This is a genomic window from Bacillus paranthracis, from assembly GCF_001883995.1.
Taxonomy (GTDB): domain Bacteria; phylum Bacillota; class Bacilli; order Bacillales; family Bacillaceae_G; genus Bacillus_A; species Bacillus_A paranthracis.
Map to the genome: position 1 here is coordinate 664,460 of NZ_MACE01000018.1, position 16,476 is coordinate 680,935.

At 37.2% G+C, this 16,476-nt stretch carries 16 protein-coding genes; 3 read left to right on the forward strand and 13 right to left on the reverse strand.

From position 1 onward, the window contains the following. Positions 1-198 precede the first annotated feature (198 nt). From BAQ46_RS09745 to BAQ46_RS09765, 5 genes are all read right to left on the reverse strand, one after another. Positions 199-711, reverse strand: a complete 513-nt coding sequence (locus BAQ46_RS09745) for an adenine phosphoribosyltransferase (RefSeq protein WP_000346214.1) — start codon at positions 709-711, stop codon at positions 199-201. A 47-nt stretch (positions 712-758) separates the two neighbouring features. Continuing rightward, the gene (recJ, locus tag BAQ46_RS09750; RefSeq protein ID WP_061132116.1) at positions 759-3,098 is read right to left on the reverse strand and encodes a single-stranded-DNA-specific exonuclease RecJ; all 2,340 of its coding nucleotides are present in this window, start codon (positions 3,096-3,098) and stop codon (positions 759-761) included. A gap of 101 nt (positions 3,099-3,199) precedes the next feature. After that, a complete protein-coding gene (locus BAQ46_RS09755) occupies positions 3,200-4,093 on the reverse strand; it encodes a cation diffusion facilitator family transporter (protein WP_033674155.1) in 894 nt (297 codons plus the stop codon). Between the two features lie 303 nt (positions 4,094-4,396). Then, the gene (gene secDF / locus BAQ46_RS09760; protein WP_001119080.1) at positions 4,397-6,661 is read right to left on the reverse strand and encodes a protein translocase subunit SecDF; all 2,265 of its coding nucleotides are present in this window, start codon (positions 6,659-6,661) and stop codon (positions 4,397-4,399) included. A 270-nt stretch (positions 6,662-6,931) separates the two neighbouring features. After that, positions 6,932-7,216, reverse strand: coding sequence for a post-transcriptional regulator (locus tag BAQ46_RS09765; RefSeq protein ID WP_000886980.1), 285 nt, complete (start codon positions 7,214-7,216; stop codon positions 6,932-6,934). A 172-nt stretch (positions 7,217-7,388) separates the two neighbouring features. Here BAQ46_RS09765 and spoVB point away from each other — a divergent pair, with 172 nt between their 5' ends. Then, complete coding sequence (gene spoVB / locus BAQ46_RS09770) at positions 7,389-8,948, forward strand: stage V sporulation protein B (protein WP_000198282.1); 1,560 nt, start codon at positions 7,389-7,391, stop codon at positions 8,946-8,948. A 29-nt stretch (positions 8,949-8,977) separates the two neighbouring features. On the opposite strand, the gene BAQ46_RS09775 is transcribed toward spoVB, so the two are convergent. After that, on the reverse strand, positions 8,978-9,625 hold the full coding sequence (locus BAQ46_RS09775; protein WP_000455393.1) for a DUF421 domain-containing protein: 648 nt from the start codon (positions 9,623-9,625) through the stop codon (positions 8,978-8,980). A gap of 102 nt (positions 9,626-9,727) precedes the next feature. Between BAQ46_RS09775 and BAQ46_RS09780 the strand changes: the two genes are divergently transcribed. Then, positions 9,728-10,111, forward strand: coding sequence for a TIGR04086 family membrane protein (locus tag BAQ46_RS09780; RefSeq protein ID WP_000349147.1), 384 nt, complete (start codon positions 9,728-9,730; stop codon positions 10,109-10,111). Between the two features lie 37 nt (positions 10,112-10,148). On the opposite strand, the gene yajC is transcribed toward BAQ46_RS09780, so the two are convergent. From yajC to ruvA, 6 genes are read right to left on the reverse strand one after another with little or no spacing between them, the layout of a single operon-like run. Then, positions 10,149-10,409: a preprotein translocase subunit YajC gene (gene yajC / locus BAQ46_RS09785; protein ID WP_001068066.1), complete on the reverse strand. Its 261-nt coding sequence runs from the start codon at positions 10,407-10,409 to the stop codon at positions 10,149-10,151. Positions 10,410-10,436: 27 nt separating this feature from the next. Then, on the reverse strand, positions 10,437-11,576 hold the full coding sequence (tgt, locus tag BAQ46_RS09790) for a tRNA guanosine(34) transglycosylase Tgt (protein WP_000125362.1): 1,140 nt from the start codon (positions 11,574-11,576) through the stop codon (positions 10,437-10,439). A 12-nt stretch (positions 11,577-11,588) separates the two neighbouring features. Then, entirely contained in the window at positions 11,589-12,641 is a 1,053-nt protein-coding gene (gene queA, locus BAQ46_RS09795) for a tRNA preQ1(34) S-adenosylmethionine ribosyltransferase-isomerase QueA (RefSeq protein WP_000354032.1), read from the reverse strand. A 19-nt stretch (positions 12,642-12,660) separates the two neighbouring features. Further along, positions 12,661-12,861: a DUF2905 domain-containing protein gene (locus BAQ46_RS09800; RefSeq protein ID WP_000138162.1), complete on the reverse strand. Its 201-nt coding sequence runs from the start codon at positions 12,859-12,861 to the stop codon at positions 12,661-12,663. After that, complete coding sequence (ruvB, locus tag BAQ46_RS09805) at positions 12,858-13,859, reverse strand: Holliday junction branch migration DNA helicase RuvB (protein ID WP_000344452.1); 1,002 nt, start codon at positions 13,857-13,859, stop codon at positions 12,858-12,860. Before ruvB ends, BAQ46_RS09800 begins: the two co-directional genes overlap by 4 nt. A gap of 5 nt (positions 13,860-13,864) precedes the next feature. After that, a complete protein-coding gene (gene ruvA / locus BAQ46_RS09810; protein ID WP_000464511.1) occupies positions 13,865-14,482 on the reverse strand; it encodes a Holliday junction DNA helicase RuvA in 618 nt (205 codons plus the stop codon). 188 nt (positions 14,483-14,670) lie between these two features. Here ruvA and BAQ46_RS09815 point away from each other — a divergent pair, with 188 nt between their 5' ends. Further along, positions 14,671-15,615 carry an iron-hydroxamate ABC transporter substrate-binding protein gene (locus BAQ46_RS09815; protein ID WP_000823600.1) on the forward strand — a complete coding sequence of 315 codons (945 nt, stop codon included), beginning with the start codon at positions 14,671-14,673 and terminating at the stop codon, positions 15,613-15,615. A gap of 13 nt (positions 15,616-15,628) precedes the next feature. On the opposite strand, the gene BAQ46_RS09820 is transcribed toward BAQ46_RS09815, so the two are convergent. After that, positions 15,629-16,159 (reverse strand): BofC C-terminal domain-containing protein, encoded by a 531-nt coding sequence (locus tag BAQ46_RS09820; RefSeq protein WP_000871180.1) that lies wholly within the window; start codon positions 16,157-16,159, stop codon positions 15,629-15,631. Positions 16,160-16,476 lie beyond the last annotated feature (317 nt).

The following is a 16,476-nucleotide window of genomic DNA, read 5'->3' on the forward strand; positions in this document are numbered from 1 at the left end:
TATTGAAAATTGACTTTATCTTTATTAAATAGAATAAATTATATTCTATCATTATAACCCAATGATTGTGAATTGTGAAAAGGAAAAGATTTTACTGACATTTCACCATAATTTTTTGTTCAATTATACAAAAGTACCCGCTCCTCTCCAAGAGATTCACGGGTACTTCTTATCACCGTAGTTTTACCTATATAGCGATTAGTATTTTTCTAATACTAATACATCGTAACCATCTAACATTTTACGACCATCTAAGTAAGTAAGTTCTACTAAGAATGCAATTCCTGCTACAACTCCGCCTAGCTCTTCAACTAGCTTAATTGTCGCTTCGATTGTTCCACCTGTAGCTAATAGATCATCTGTAATTAATACGCGTTGGCCTGGCTTAATTGCATCTTTATGGATTGTTAAAACATCTTTACCATATTCTTTACCGTAGTCAACTGTAATTACTTCACGTGGTAATTTTCCTAATTTACGAACTGGCGCAAATCCTACTTCTAATGCGTAAGAAACTGGGCAACCAATAATAAAGCCACGAGCTTCTGGACCTACTACAAGGTCGATGTCTCTCTCTTTTGCATACTCAACGATTGCATCTGTTGCTGCTTTGTATGCTTTACCGTCGTTCATTAACGGTGTAATGTCTTTAAACACAATACCTTCTTTTGGATAGTCCGGTACAATTGCGATATGTTGCTTGAAATCCATATTTCTGAATCCTCCTCAGATCTAAAAGGTTTGTAAATACAAATCCTTTACCCTAACTGTTCTACTTCTTTATGATTACGAATCGTTTCAAACCATGTATATAGTTGCTGATATGTGCTATAAACCAATTCTTTTTCTAATTGTAAGTGGTTCATTTTCTCACGATATGTGTTCGATTCAATTAAATCACGCTTTTGTTTTTTGTCTGCCATAAAAATGACGCCATCTTTTATTGTAACAAATTCTAACTCAAAAAACACCTGTGTCATGAAATTTACTGTATCTTTTGACCAACCTTTATGTTGACATAGTTGTTCTCCATATTGCCTTAAAGAAAATGGTGATTTTTGGCTCAAGAATGAATAGTACCATTTAAAGTGATCCCTCGTTGGAACAGTGCTAAATAAATGATTATTCTCTTGATAAAATAGCGTATAAATTCGCGACGGGAACCCAACTTTAAATAGATCTCGTAATTCATCTGTTCCTTTTGGTAAATCAAGTAACACGATGTATTGCTCATCTAACTCGGTTACTTCTGATGCATGCATCATATGCTCTTTATAGTCTTCTAAAGAAAATTTATTCAATACCTCTTTAGAAAAATACAACATCGTAATTTTTTCTTTCGGAAGTTCTGCTAAATTTGCTTCTACGTTACGCATACTACGCCAATCAAATAATTGCCATGCCTCTACAGCAATATCTTGCACCATTAATTGCGGCTTCTTAAAATTATTCCATTCATTGATAGACGCTTCTCCTATTACAGATACTTTTGCAACTGGAGAAATTTCTTTCGCATACGCACCAAAACCGAATCCAATTGTATCCAATGTTGCTTGTCCATCACGAAGAGACATCTTTAAATGAGAACCGTCTGATCCGATTGCACGAATACTTTCTAACTCCGCATCTTTCACTGCAATACGTGGCTTTGGATTTCCAACACCAAATGGCGCTAACTTTTGCATATCTTCAATTGCTGCAAGTGTTACGTCCTCCACTTTGCAAAAAGCATCGACAGCTGTAATTGGAATAAAATCTTCTTCCGTTAAAATTGTATCTGCCTGTTCATTTAAACGGCGGCGTAATTCATCTACATCATTCATATGTAGCGTCATTCCCGCTGCCATCGGATGTCCCCCGAAGTGTGGCAATAACTCTCTACAATCTGACAAGTTTGCAAACAAATCGAATCCTGCAATACTACGCGCTGAACCTTTTGCAGTTTCTTTTACAGGATCAATGCATAATACAATCGTTGGACGATAAAAACGTTCAACTAATTTAGAAGCAACAATTCCAATTACACCTGGATTCCATCCTTCTTTTGCAAGCACTAATACTTTATTGTCTTCAGGCGGGAAATTATTTTCCACCTCAGCGATAGCTTCTTCTGTAATTTGCTTTACAATATCTTTTCGCAGTTTGTTCAGTTCATCAATTTCTTCAGCCAGCTCTTTCGCTTCTTCCGGATCCTCTGATAATAAAAGATGTACAGCCGGCGTAGCATCTTCTAAACGTCCAACTGCATTAATACGAGGTGCGATTGAGAAGCCAATACTCTCTTCTGTAATTTCACTTTGCGAAACATTAGCTACTTTAAATAGCGCCTTTAGTCCAATATTTTTCGTCATGCGCATATGTTTTAAACCGCGCTTCACTAGCAATCTATTTTCACCGTGAAGTGATACTAAATCGGCTACTGTACCAATTACTGCAATTTCTAATAAATGTTCTGGTACACGGCCCAGTAGTGCATGCGCAACTTTAAACGCAACACCAACGCCCGCTAAATAGTGAAACGGATACACACCGCCATCTAATTTCGGATGAATAATCGCAAGTGCTTCTGGCAATTCTGGTGGCGGCTCATGGTGATCTGTAATAATAAGATCTATCCCAAGTTCCTTCGCTACTTTCGCTTCATGTACAGCTGCGATACCAGTATCAACAGTAATAATAAGTGAGAATCCCGCGCTATGCGCCCAACGGAATGCTTCTTCGTTTGGTCCATAACCTTCTGTAAAACGGTTTGGGATATAAAATTCTACGTCTGCACCTAATTCTTGTAAGGCAAGATATAATACAGTCGTACTACTTACTCCGTCCGCATCGTAGTCACCAAATATTAATATTTGCTCTCCATTTTGAATCGCCTTATTTACACGTTCTACCGTTCTATCCATTCCTTCTAATAAAAATGGATCATGAAATTCTTGATTTTCTGTATTTAAAAAATCTAAAATCTTATCTTCTGTATCTAATCCTCTACCGAGGAATAACGAAACGACAAGTGGTGATAATTGTAATTTACTTGCTAATTCACTCACTCGCTCGCCATTATATTCTTTTTCTTTCCAACGCGTCTTCGGTTGTAACACGAAATCACCCCTTAACCTGTTCATTATACAAGACAGATTAAGGGGTGACAATATCATGCAAACTACGATGCAATATCTATATACTAAAATGTTAATAATGTTTAATTTGGAGAATACGGATTTATATGTACAAACACATTTTGTACGTTATCTTGTTTCATAAGCGTTTCTTTCACATGCTTTCCAATGCGATGCCCTTCTTCTACAGTAATGTATGGATCTACAGAAACTTTAATATCAACAATAACATAATGACCATGTTCCCTTGCGTATAAAGAACCAATTTTTTTTACACCATCTATTTGAAGTACTGCTTCTCTAAGCGGAATAACATCTTCCTCATGAAGAACATGATCAAGCGTTGCATGAATTGCTTCTGCCCCAATACTCCATGCCATTTTTGCAACGAGAAGTGAAACAAATAATCCTGCAATTGGATCGGCATACACAAGCCAATCTAACCCGAACTTACCACCAATAATCGCTGCACAAATACCGATTAAAGCTGCAATTGAAGAAAACACATCTGAACGGTGCTCATATGCATTTGCAATAATTGCATCACTATTTACCCTTTTCCCTAATCGGAATTTATATTGAAACATTCCTTCTTTCACGATAATTGAAAGAACGACAGCAAAAATTGTAATCCCTTTCGGCGGTTCTAGTTCCTGTGAAAAAGCTTTTATGGACGAAATCGCTATCTCGATTCCCACAATAAATAATAATACTGCAACAATAATCGCTGAAATCGATTCCGCTTTACCATGACCATACGGATGATCTTCATCGGGCGGCTGCTTTGCTGCTCGTAACCCAAACAGTACAGCTAGCGAACCAATTACATCTGATGCAGAATGCACCGCATCTGCTAATAGCGCTTTACTGTTCCCAATATAACCAATTACCGCCTTTATAATCGCTAATATAATATTACCAACGATCCCGACAATAGCACCAAACTCGGCCTGTTTAAAACGTTCATCTTTTTCCATCATTAAAATCCCTTCTTTTCTTAACCTATCTTTTTATCCCACTTTAATGGGCAGTAAGACCCCTACCTCAAAATTCAGTGAAAGCAAAAAATTTAGGGGGGATCAACTGCCCATAAAAGTCCGATTGGTTCAACTAATAATCAGTGGGGGATGAAGAAAACCCCCACTGATTAAAGTTTCACTTTATTGTAACAAAAACAGCGATAACATCACCACTTTCTTCCATTTCATCATTTCAAAGTAACTATCTTATTGTATCCACAAACGAAAAAAGAGATGCCTCATAAAGAGACATCATCTTTTTTATACTTGCGGTTCAGATTCTACTTTCTCAACCTTTTTCTTGTTTTTGCCCTTTTTCAAACGACGGTTTTCAAGCATTAACCAAATTTGAGAAGCAACGAAAACAGAAGAATACGTACCTACAACTAGTCCAACAAGTAACGCAAACGAGAAGTTACGTAGTGACTCACTACCGAAGATAAGCAGTGCAATTACTGGGAATAACACTGTTAATACGGTGTTAATCGAACGACCAAGCGTTTGGCGAATACTTGCATTTACGATTTCTTCTAAGTCTTTTATATCGCGAACTCGTTTTTTCTGTTTGTATAATTCACGGTTTCTATCAAACGTAACAATTGAGTCATTAATAGAATAACCGATGATTGTTAACACGGCAGCGATAAACGTTAAGTCTACCTCCAATTGGAAAATACTAAATATAACAATCATAACGAATGCATCATGTAATAATGCAAGCACTGCAGATAATGCGTACGTAAATCGGAATCGAATACTTACGTATAAAATGATAACTGCAGAAGCAATTAATACTGCGATAAATGCATTTCTTGCAATTTCTTTACCAATTGTCGGCGAAACTGTACTTACGTTTGGATCTGTACCATATTTATCGTGGAAGAATGTTTTTGTTTTCGCAATTTCATCTTTTGATAGAACACCTAATGTACGAACTGCGAATCCCTTATTGTCATCTCCAGTCGGTACAATGTTTTCTTCCTTCACGTCAATGTTCAATTCTTTAAAATCTTTATGAACATCAGACACAGTAACTGATTGTTTTGATTGCAGGTCGATACGTGTACCACTCGCAAAGTCAATACCAAGATTCATTTTGAAAATTGGTAAAATAATTGCACCTGCAATTACAACTACAATCGAGAAGATAAGGAATTTATGACCGACATTTACAAAGTTAATACGATCAAATTTCGTTGGTGGATGTACTACACCTTTTGTTAACGGAATAATATCCTTTTGTTTCACACCAAAGTATCCTGGTTTTTTATCGAAGTAACGGCTCTTTACAAGTAAACTTAGTAAGAAACGAGTACCGAATACGTTCGTAATAAAACCGACTAAAATACTTACAATTAAACTTGTTGCGAATCCTTTTACAGAGCTATTACCGTAAACGAATAATACACCAGCTGCTGCAAGTGTTGTAATGTTCGCATCTAAAATTGTTGCTAATGAACGATGGTTACCAGCACGGAATGCTGACATCATTGACTTACCAATTTTCAGTTCTTCTTTTAGTCTCTCGTACGTAATAATATTCGCATCAACTGCGATACCTACCCCGAGCACTAACGCTGCAATACCTGGCAACGTCAGAACTGCATGCATCCAGTTAAAGACAAGTAATGTAACGAAAATGTATAAACCTAACATAATAACCGCTACAAGTCCTGGTAAACGGTAGAATACAAGCATAAATAAGAAAATAAGAGCGATACCAATCGCACTAGCGAAAATCGTTTGCTCTAACGCTTGTTGACCAAATTTCGCTCCAACAGATGTTGAATACATTTCTTTTAAATCAACCGGCAGTGCACCTGCGTTTAATAAAGATGAAAGTTGTTTTGCACTTTCAACAGTGAAGTTTCCACCTACGATAGATACTTCAGCTTGGTTAAATACTTGACTTACTGTTGCTGCTGATAAGAATTTCGGATTCGGTTTTGCAGATTCTGCTTTATACGAATCTTTTCCTTCTTCAAAATCAAGCCAAATTACCATTAAATTCGTTGGTGGTGGCATTTTTGAAATTTTCTCAGTTACTTCACGGAATTTTTCAGCGCTTTTTAGTGTAAGACCTACACTCGCACGGCCTTGCTCATCAAATGTTTGCTTCGCTCCGCCGCCTTTTAAATCCGTTCCATCCATAAGAAGATTGTCATCTACATCACGAAATGTTAATTTCGCTTGTGTTGATAACATTTCACGTGCTTTTTGCTGATCTTGTACACCAGCAAGCTGTACACGAATTCGATCTTGCCCTTCGATTTGAATGTTCGGCTCACTTACACCGAGAACATTGACACGATTTTCAAGAGCACCTACTGTACTTACAAGTACATCTCGATCGATTTTATCACCTTTTTTGGCTGGTTTTACTTCATACAGAATTTCAAAACCACCGCGAAGGTCTAGTCCTAGACTAATTCCTTTTGCTATGTCTTTTCCTGCCGCACCAATTACTCCACCGATTAATAAAACGATGAGGAAAAAGGCGGCAATTCTTGTACCACGCTTTGCCATATGTACCCTCTTTCCGCTACTAACACTTCAAATAAATCTTTTACGATTCACTTTTACACGTGTGCATACGCCTAGTTAGTAGACTTCCTTTCTATAATTTTGCTAGTTCCTCACCAGCTGTGTCGGTAAGTTTTTCACATTACCTACACTTTCATTATTTGTTTTCTCTCTTCACTACCTCCTTTATATATGATCTTAGACATAATTATTTCCTCATTATCAATACCTATCATTATACTGCAAAAGGAAGAACAAACCAATTGCAGTCGGTTATTTATTTTCATATTCATCAAATGACCAAAGCGGGGCTTGATATGCTTCAACAGTTAAATACGTCATATATTCATTAGCTGTTACTGTTAATACGTCATTAACTAATTCATACAATCTAACGTCACTGTCTATCTTCTTCCACTTTTTCACTTTAAGAAACTTCCAAATGTCATCATCTGTTACTCGGTCGTAGCCGAACATTTGGAACTCTTCTACTTTACTTTCTAAAACGACTTGTAACTGTCCGCGGTATGATTCTACCAAAGCCTCTCTATCTAACATATATAACATCTCCTTCTTATTTCAGCACGAAAAGTCGCTTTTAATCCCGCTCTAATGGACAGCAATAACTACTTTCAAGAGTACTCTCTTAAATGCTTGTCATTCTTGTCTCGTACGTGCATATAAATTATTGTAAATCATTCCACTGATTTTGAGAAGGTAGGAGAAGACCATGACGAGACAAAGCTTTTTAAAAGGCGCATTTATTTTAATGATAGCCGGCTTTATTACCAAAATTCTAGGATTTATTAATCGTATTGTAATGGCACGTATTTTAGGAGAAGAAGGCGTTGGCCTTTATATGATGGCCGTCCCTACATTTATTCTAGCAATTACATTAACACAAATCGGTCTTCCTGTCGCAATCGCAAAATTTGTAGCAGAAGCAGAAGCTGTGAATGATAAACAAAAGGTTAAAAAAATATTAACAGTATCATTAGCTGTTACATCTGTTATTAGTATCATTTTAACAATTGGAATTATGCTCCTCACACCTATTTTAGCAAAAACATTATTAACTGATGAACGAACGTACTATCCATTAATGGCCATTTTGCCTGTCGTTCCTGTTATTGCTGTTTCTTCTGTTTTACGTGGCTATTTCCAAGGGAAACAAAATATGAAACCTAGCGCTTACGCCCAAGTGATAGAACAAATTGTCCGCATTACCATTATCGCTATATGTATTCAATTATTTTTACCTTACGGCGTAGAATATGCTGCAGCTGGTGCTATGTTATCAGCCGTTCTCGGTGAAGTGGCATCGTTATTATTTTTACTCACTTTATTCCAGCGTGAAAAACATTTATCTATACGCTCTGGATTTTTCACTACTGTAAAGGAAAGCAAGGGGACATTTTATTCTCTTATGGATATTGCACTTCCAACTACAGGAAGTCGTTTAATCGGTTCCGTTTCCTATTTTTTTGAACCTATCGTCGTTATGCAAAGCTTAGCGATTGCCGGCGTTGCTGCCTCCGTCGCAACTCAGCAATACGGTATATTAAACGGGTATGCATTCCCGCTTCTTTCACTACCAGCCTTTATTACATACGCTCTTTCGACAGCACTCGTTCCATCTATTAGCGAGGCAATGGCAAAAAGACAACATAAATTAGTAGAACACCGCTTACAACAAGCTCTTCGAATCTCACTCATTACTGGCGGGTGGTCAGTCGTTATATTATACGTATTTGCTTCTCCTGTTTTAACTCTTATGTATGGGTCGGATAGTGCAACAGCGTTCATCCAGCTTCTTGCACCTTGCTTTTTATTTCATTATTTTCAAAGTCCACTTACCTCTGTCTTACAAGCTTTAAACTTAGCACGTGCGGCCATGATGAATACATTTATTGGTGCAATCGTGAAATTAATCGTTATTTTTGTACTAGCTTCAAGGCCAGAGTTTCAAATGATGGGGGTTGCCCTTGCAATTGCAGCAAATATCGTAACAGTAACATTTCTTCATTATGCTACTGTTTTAAAGAAAATTACATTTACCATTTACGCAAAAGACTATATTTTTGGCGGACTTGCCATCGGTATCGCAGGCTCCTTCGGTTTTTACCTTCATAAGTATATAGTTTTCTCTCATTCACTTGGCGTACAAACATTATGGGAAATCACTTTAACAACACTCGTTTATATTGTGCTCCTCTTCATTTTCAAGCTCATTCGAAAAGAAGAGTTAAGTCGTCTCCCTATCATTCGAAAACTTTCATTTTTGAAGTAAATAGGCTTACTATTCCATATAGTAAGCCTCTAGTTTTCTTTCAAATCAACAAAAAATTTTCCATTTTGAAAACTACAGTATAAAATTTGTGTTACATCGTTATAGCCTAAGTTTTTTAATTTTTCAACAAGCCACTCGTCTGTATGTTCAATCATTTGTAAATGATTCGATTGAATTTCTCCATCGATAATAAGGGGAAGAGTAAACTGCAATGCATCCTGCCCGCCTTTTTGTTTTTGAAAGACAGATAACTTCCCAGATGGTTCTAAAATAGCGTATTCTACATCCCTAATATCTCCGACTCCCTGCTCTCTTAATTGCATCATTAAATCATCTATATTATATCGCTGGTTTCTCATCTTTTTTCCATCAATTTTTCCAGCATTAATAATGATTGCTGGTTCTCCTTCTATTAAATGCCGAAATCGTTGAAACTTTAAAGAAATGACAGACAAAATGATCTGTATACACATAAGAAAGACCATCGGAACTAATTGATGCCAAAGTGATTTATCCGTATTTTCAATTGCGACTACAGCCATTTCACCAAGCATAATGAATACGACTAAATCTAATACACTTAATTCTCCTATCTCACGTTTACCCATAAGACGAAAAATAATTAAGATGATAATATACAACAGCATCGTCCGGCCAATTACTGATACCCATTCCATTTTTACATCTCCTTTTTACGTATAGACTCCCCTATAAAAAAGAAAATAGTCTAACTTAGGCAAAAGGAAAATATGCTTGTATTAAAAAGGGGGAATGTATAAATGGATGGAACGAAAAAATTATCAACTGCAATCGGCTTCGGTATCGTTATCCTATTAATTCTCGCAACAGTTACTAGCATGATTATGGCTCTTTTATTAAAATTTACAGATATGAATGAAGGAACATTAGCTGTTACTATTTTTATACTAGCACTTTTATCTATGCTTATATCTGGGTTTACTGCCGGCAAAAAAGCACAAGGGAAAGGTTGGCTAGTAGGCTTCTCAACAGGACTTACATTCACTATACTTGTTTTTCTAGTTAACTATTTAGGCTTCTCTCAAACTTTATCGAACTCGCAGTTACTTTACCAATTAGCATTAATGGGCGCGAGTACACTTGGTGGCATTTTCGGTGTAAATATGTCCAAACAAAATAACTAAAAAAAGGCCCTGCACATTTCATGCAGGGCCTTCCTCATTAGTTTTTCACAACTTCACGAATCGCATTACGATCGAAAGTTAAGTGTGAACCGCCAGATTTAATAACGATTTTCGTCTCATCTACTGATTCAATTGTACCGTGTAAACCACCGATTGTTACGATAGCATCACCTTTTTTTAACTCACTTTGCATTTGAGCAACTGCTTTTTGACGTTTTTGTTGCGGGCGAATTAATAAGAAATAGAAAATCGCAAACATCGCAACGATCATAACGATATTCATCATACCTGGATTCATCTTTTGTTCCTCCTTTTAAATTATGTATTAGAAGTTTTTAGCATTCGGTTTATTAAAGCCATACTGTTCAAAGAATTCTTCGCGGAAATCGCCAAGACGGTCTTCACGAATAGCTTGTCTCACCTGCTCCATTAAGTTTAACAGAAAATGAAGGTTGTGATAAGACGTTAAACGAATTCCGAACGTTTCATCACATTTCATTAAGTGACGAATGTACGCACGAGAGTAATTTTTACATGTATAGCAATCACAGTTTGGATCAAGCGGACCGAAATCTCTTGCGAATTTCGCATTTTTGACAACAAGGCGGCCTTCACTTGTCATACATGTACCATTTCGAGCGATACGAGTTGGAAGTACGCAGTCAAACATATCAATACCACGAATTGCACCATCGATTAACGAGTCAGGGGAACCTACTCCCATTAAGTAACGTGGCTTATTATCTGGAAGAAGCGGCGTTGTAAACTCAAGTACACGGTTCATAATATCTTTCGGCTCACCTACAGATAAACCACCTACCGCGTAACCAGGGAAGTCCATTGAAACAAGGTCTTTTGCACTTTGGCGACGAAGCTCTTCGAACTCCCCTCCCTGTACAATACCGAATAAACCTTGATCTTGTGGACGTTCATGTGCTTTTAAGCAACGCTCTGCCCAGCGGCTTGTACGCTCTACAGATTTCTTCATATATTCAAAAGTAGCTGGGAATGGTGGACACTCATCAAATGCCATCATAATATCTGAACCTAATGCATTTTGAATTTCCATCGCTTTTTCTGGTGATAAGAATAATTTATCTCCATTTAAGTGGTTACGGAAATGAACGCCTTCCTCTTCAATACGACGGAAGTCACTTAAACTGAATACTTGGAAACCACCAGAGTCCGTTAAGATTGCACGATCCCAGTTCATAAATTTATGCAAACCGCCTGCTTCACGAATGATTTCGTGACCTGGACGTAGCCATAAATGATACGTATTACTTAAAATAATGCCAGAATCCATTGCTTTTAATTCTTCTGGTGACATTGTCTTAACTGTTGCAAGCGTACCAACTGGCATAAATGTTGGTGTATCAAATGAACCGTGTGGCGTATGTACACGTCCTAAACGGGCACCTGTTTGTTTACAAGTTTTAATAAATTCATAACGAATTGCTGTCATAATTTACTCCTTTTATTTGTTTCCCATTTTAGCGTGAGAGGCAACGAACATTGCATCACCAAAGCTAAAGAAACGATATTTTTCTTTTACTGCTTCATTATAAGCATGAAGTACATTATCTCTGTTTGCAAATGCACTTACAAGCATAATTAATGTTGACTTCGGTAAATGGAAGTTTGTAATTAAACCATCAATTGCTTTAAATTCGTAACCTGGGTACATAAAAATGTCTGTCCAGCCAGAAGCAGCACAAAGCTTGCCGTCATGATCTGTCGCAATTGTTTCTAACGTACGAGTTGAAGTCGTACCTACCGTAATGATACGTCCACCATTCTCTTTTACACGGTTTAATAATGCCGCCGTCTCTTCAGACATATAGTAATATTCTGCGTGCATATGGTGTTCTTCAATCGTATCAGCAGAAACGGGTCTAAATGTTCCAAGCCCTACGTGAAGTGTAATAAATGCTAACTCAACGCCTTTTTGTTTTAACTTCTCCAGTAACTCTTCTGTAAAATGAAGTCCTGCAGTCGGCGCTGCTGCTGAACCGATTTCTTTCGCATATACTGTTTGATAGCGATCGCGATCTTCTAGCGTCTCTTTAATATATGGAGGAAGTGGCATTTCTCCAAGTTCATCTAAAATTTCATAGAAGATGCCGTCATATGAAAATTCAAGCTGACGTCCACCTTGATCTGCAGTTCCTGTGCAAGTTGCTTTTAATTTTCCTTCGCCAAAAGAGATAACAGTTCCTTCTTTTACACGTTTCGCTGGCTTAACAAGCGTCTCCCACTTATCGCCTTCTTCTTGTTTTAAAAGAAGTACTTCAATGTGTGCGCCTGTATCTTCTTTCACACCATGCAGACGAGCAGGCATTACTTTCGTTTCATTTAAAACTAAGCAATCCCCCTCATGTAAGTAAGAAAGAATGTCTGTAAAATGTTTATGCTCAATATCGCCTGTTTCACGGTCTAACACCATTAATCTTGATGTTTCACGCTCTTCTAATGGGACTTGTGCAATAAGTTCTTCTGGTAAATGAAAATCAAACAGATTAATATCCATAACTATATCCACCTATTTCTTATTTGAATCGATTTATTATATACATAATAAAAGATAATACAATACTTAACACAATACATGTAATGATAGGAAAATAAAAGGTAACGTTTCCTTTTTTCACAAAAATATCGCCTGGAAGTCTTCCAATGAACTTCCAAGCTAAGCCAACAACGATAAGTAAGATCCCTGCTGTAATAAGCAATTTTGGCATCTCCGTCATACTTTTGGCATCTCCATTCCGAAATGCTCATATGCAAGTGGCGTTACAATTCGCCCCCTTGGCGTTCGTTGTAAAAAGCCAATTTGTAATAAATACGGCTCATACACATCTTCAATCGTATGAGATTCTTCTCCAATCGTTGCCGAAACCGTTTCTAATCCAACTGGACCACCACGGAACTTCTCAATAATACCAAGCAATAATTTATGGTCAATATGATCTAGACCTAATTTATCTACTTGCAGTAGTTCTAACGCCATTTGTGTAATTTCCATCGTAACCGTTCCGTTACCCCGAACTTGTGCGAAATCTCGTACACGTCGTAATAAACGATTCGCAATACGAGGTGTACCACGAGCACGTCTTGCAATTTCTAGTGCAGCTAATGAATCAATTTCAACTTCAAATACTTCTCCTGTACGTTCCACAATCGCAGAAAGCTGATCTACTGTGTAATACTCTAATCTTGAAAGTACACCGAAACGGTCACGTAATGGCGCTGATAATGCTCCCGCACGCGTCGTTGCTCCAACTAATGTAAATGGCGGTAAATCTAAACGTACAGACCTTGCTGACGGTCCTTTTCCAATTACAATATCAAGGCAAAAATCTTCCATTGCAGGATATAGTACTTCTTCAATTGATCTATGCAAACGATGAATTTCATCAATAAATAATACATCCCCTGGCTGAAGTGCTGTTAAAACAGCCGCTAAATCACCTGGCCTTTCAATTGCCGGTCCTGAAGTTGTTCTAACATTTACGCCCATTTCATTGGCAATAATATTCGCAAGCGTCGTTTTACCAAGACCTGGTGGTCCATATAAAAGCACGTGATCTAGCGTCTCTTCACGCATTTTCGCCGCTTCAATAAACACCTCTAAATTATGTTTCGCTTTATCTTGGCCAATATACTGACGGAGCGTCTGTGGCCGTAATGAATATTCTAAATCCGCATCTTCATATGCTGATTCCCCTGAAAGGAGACGTTCGTCCATTATACTCACCTCTTACCATTTAGTAAAAGACTAAGTGCCTTTTTAATATACTGATCCGTCGTTAATGATTCTTTTAATAACTCTGGTACAACGCGAGAAACTTCTCGTTCCGCGTATCCAAGTGCGCGCAGAGCTTCCAACGCCTCATCAAGCTCAGCTGAAGAACCTTTCTTCTCATCAAAACGTTCTGTATCTGAGAATAAATCAACAAATGCATCTGGTACAACATCTGCTAGTTTTCCTTTTAAATCTAAAATCATTTGGCGCGCTGTTTTCTTCCCTACGCCCGGGAACTTCACTAAAAACTTCTCGTCCTCATGTTCAATCGCTTGAACGACCTGTCCTGTTTGACCAGAAGCTAAAATTGCAAGAGCGCCTTTTGGTCCAATACCAGACACGCCTAACAACTTTGTAAATAATAAACGCTCTTCACGTGTTTTAAACCCGTAAAGCGCCATAATATCTTCTCTCACATAATGATATGTATAGACACGGATTTCTTGCTTACTTCTTTGAAATACATACGGATTCGGTGTGAAAATTTGATAACCAATTCCATTATGATCAATTACGACATATTCCGGTCCTACATACTCCACGTAACCTGTAACATATTCAAACAAAATACGATCTCTCCCTCTTAAATCATGTATTCCATTTTAACATATTTAATGATAGAAAAGCGAGACTACCCCAACAAATGTTCTCTATTTGAAACTTCTGTTATTTTCCATTGACAGAAAGCATGAAGCACATTAATATACAGAAGTCGATAATGATTATCAATACTAATTAAAGGGGTTACATCAGGATGAAACGTAAGCTATTTATTTTATTTACTATTATGCTAGTTGTTCTTTCTATCGTTGGCTGTTCTTCTCAAAAAGAAGAATCAAAAGCAAAAGAACAACCGAAAACAAAAGTTGTAAAACACGCTAAAGGGGAAGCTACAATTCCAGTAAATCCAAAGAGAATTGTTGATTTATCGGGTTCAACAGAAGAATTATTACTTCTTGGACACAAACCTGTTGGTACAGCAAATACATATAAAGATAAAATCCAAAAGCATTTGACAGAAAAGCTAGACGGAGTAAAAGCAGTAGGTTGGTATTGGGCACCTAAAGTTGATTTAGAAGCTGTTACTGCTTTAAAACCAGACTTAATTATTTTGAACAATCGTCAATTAAAAATTTATGATCAACTAGAAAAAGTAGCACCGACAGTTGTTCTAGAAACAAACTTAGAAGACTGGCGCGGTAAGTTTAAAGAAGTAGGTAAACTATTTGACGAAGAAAAGAAAGCCGACAAATGGATTGCAGACTACGATAAAAAAGCCGACTCTTTATCTAAAAAGATTAAAGAGAAAACAAAAGATGAGAGCTTTATGTTCATCGCAGTTACACCACAAAACTTCCGTGTATACGGTAGCTTCGGGTACGGTGACATCATCTTTAACGACTTAAAACTTCCAGCAACAAAAGGTACAGATTTAAAACAAACGATGGCGCAAGTATCGCTAGAAGGTCTTGTTGCATTCCAACCTGACCAAATGTTTATTGTAAACTTTGGCGGTGAAGCTGATAAAGTTTACGAAGACTACAAAAACAGTGCCGTTTGGAAAGACAATAAAGCAGTAAAAAACAATCACGTATATGAAGTATCAAACGAAATCTTCAATACGAAAGCTTTCAATCCAATCGGAAAAGATATGCTAATCGATGAAATCGCAAAACAAATTTTAGATAAAAATAAATAAGAAAAAAAGCAGCTCACCATGAGCTGCTTTTTTTCTTATTTTGCACTGCATATTGTTTCATTTTTTCAATCGTCTTCACAAAACCTTCTTTTGATTTAATACGAATACCACGTTTCAATTTCGCACGCTCATAACTCTCAAGCTTTTTCATATCAATTTGAAAGAAGGAATGAATCGCATTATCGCTTTTCGGTACACCTTTGAAAATTTGTAATATTCCTTCCTCTGACACTCCAAAATAACCGCTCGTTTTTAATAACGGAGAAATATCGTCAACTTTCTTTTGTAATACGATTTGTACATCATCACGATCAACGAGCTGCCATTCTTTATATTGCTGTAAAAACTTTTCTAAGTCTGCTACTTTTTCTGTAAAGATTTCCTCACTTACTTCTCCATCAACATACATTCGCTCTAATAAAATTGTAACTTGAGGGTCTTTCTCTGTTACTTCTGGTACTGGCCCTTCCGCCTTCGCATTCGTTCCATAAACGAAACAAAACATCATAACGAAAGCTTGCATCGCAATCAGTATCCATTTCATTTCCGTTCACCTCTTTTAGGCAAGATCATACTTTCATTAGTAGTTTTTCCGGAAATGGGGGTTTTATCCCTAATTCATAGATTACTCACATCAAGAATTATAGAGTTCAATTATTCCTATTTATATTCTGACTTTTATTCAAATAAAAAAGGGAAGATTGGATTCCTCCACTCTTCCCATTACATTCATATAAAATGAAAGACGCCTGCAAAGCAGGCGTCTTGATGCGTTTACGGCGAGAGACCAGGCGACCACATTCGCGTGTTTAGCACTTAAGCATATCTCTCGTCTTACGTAAATTAGCTCATCGCTTTGCT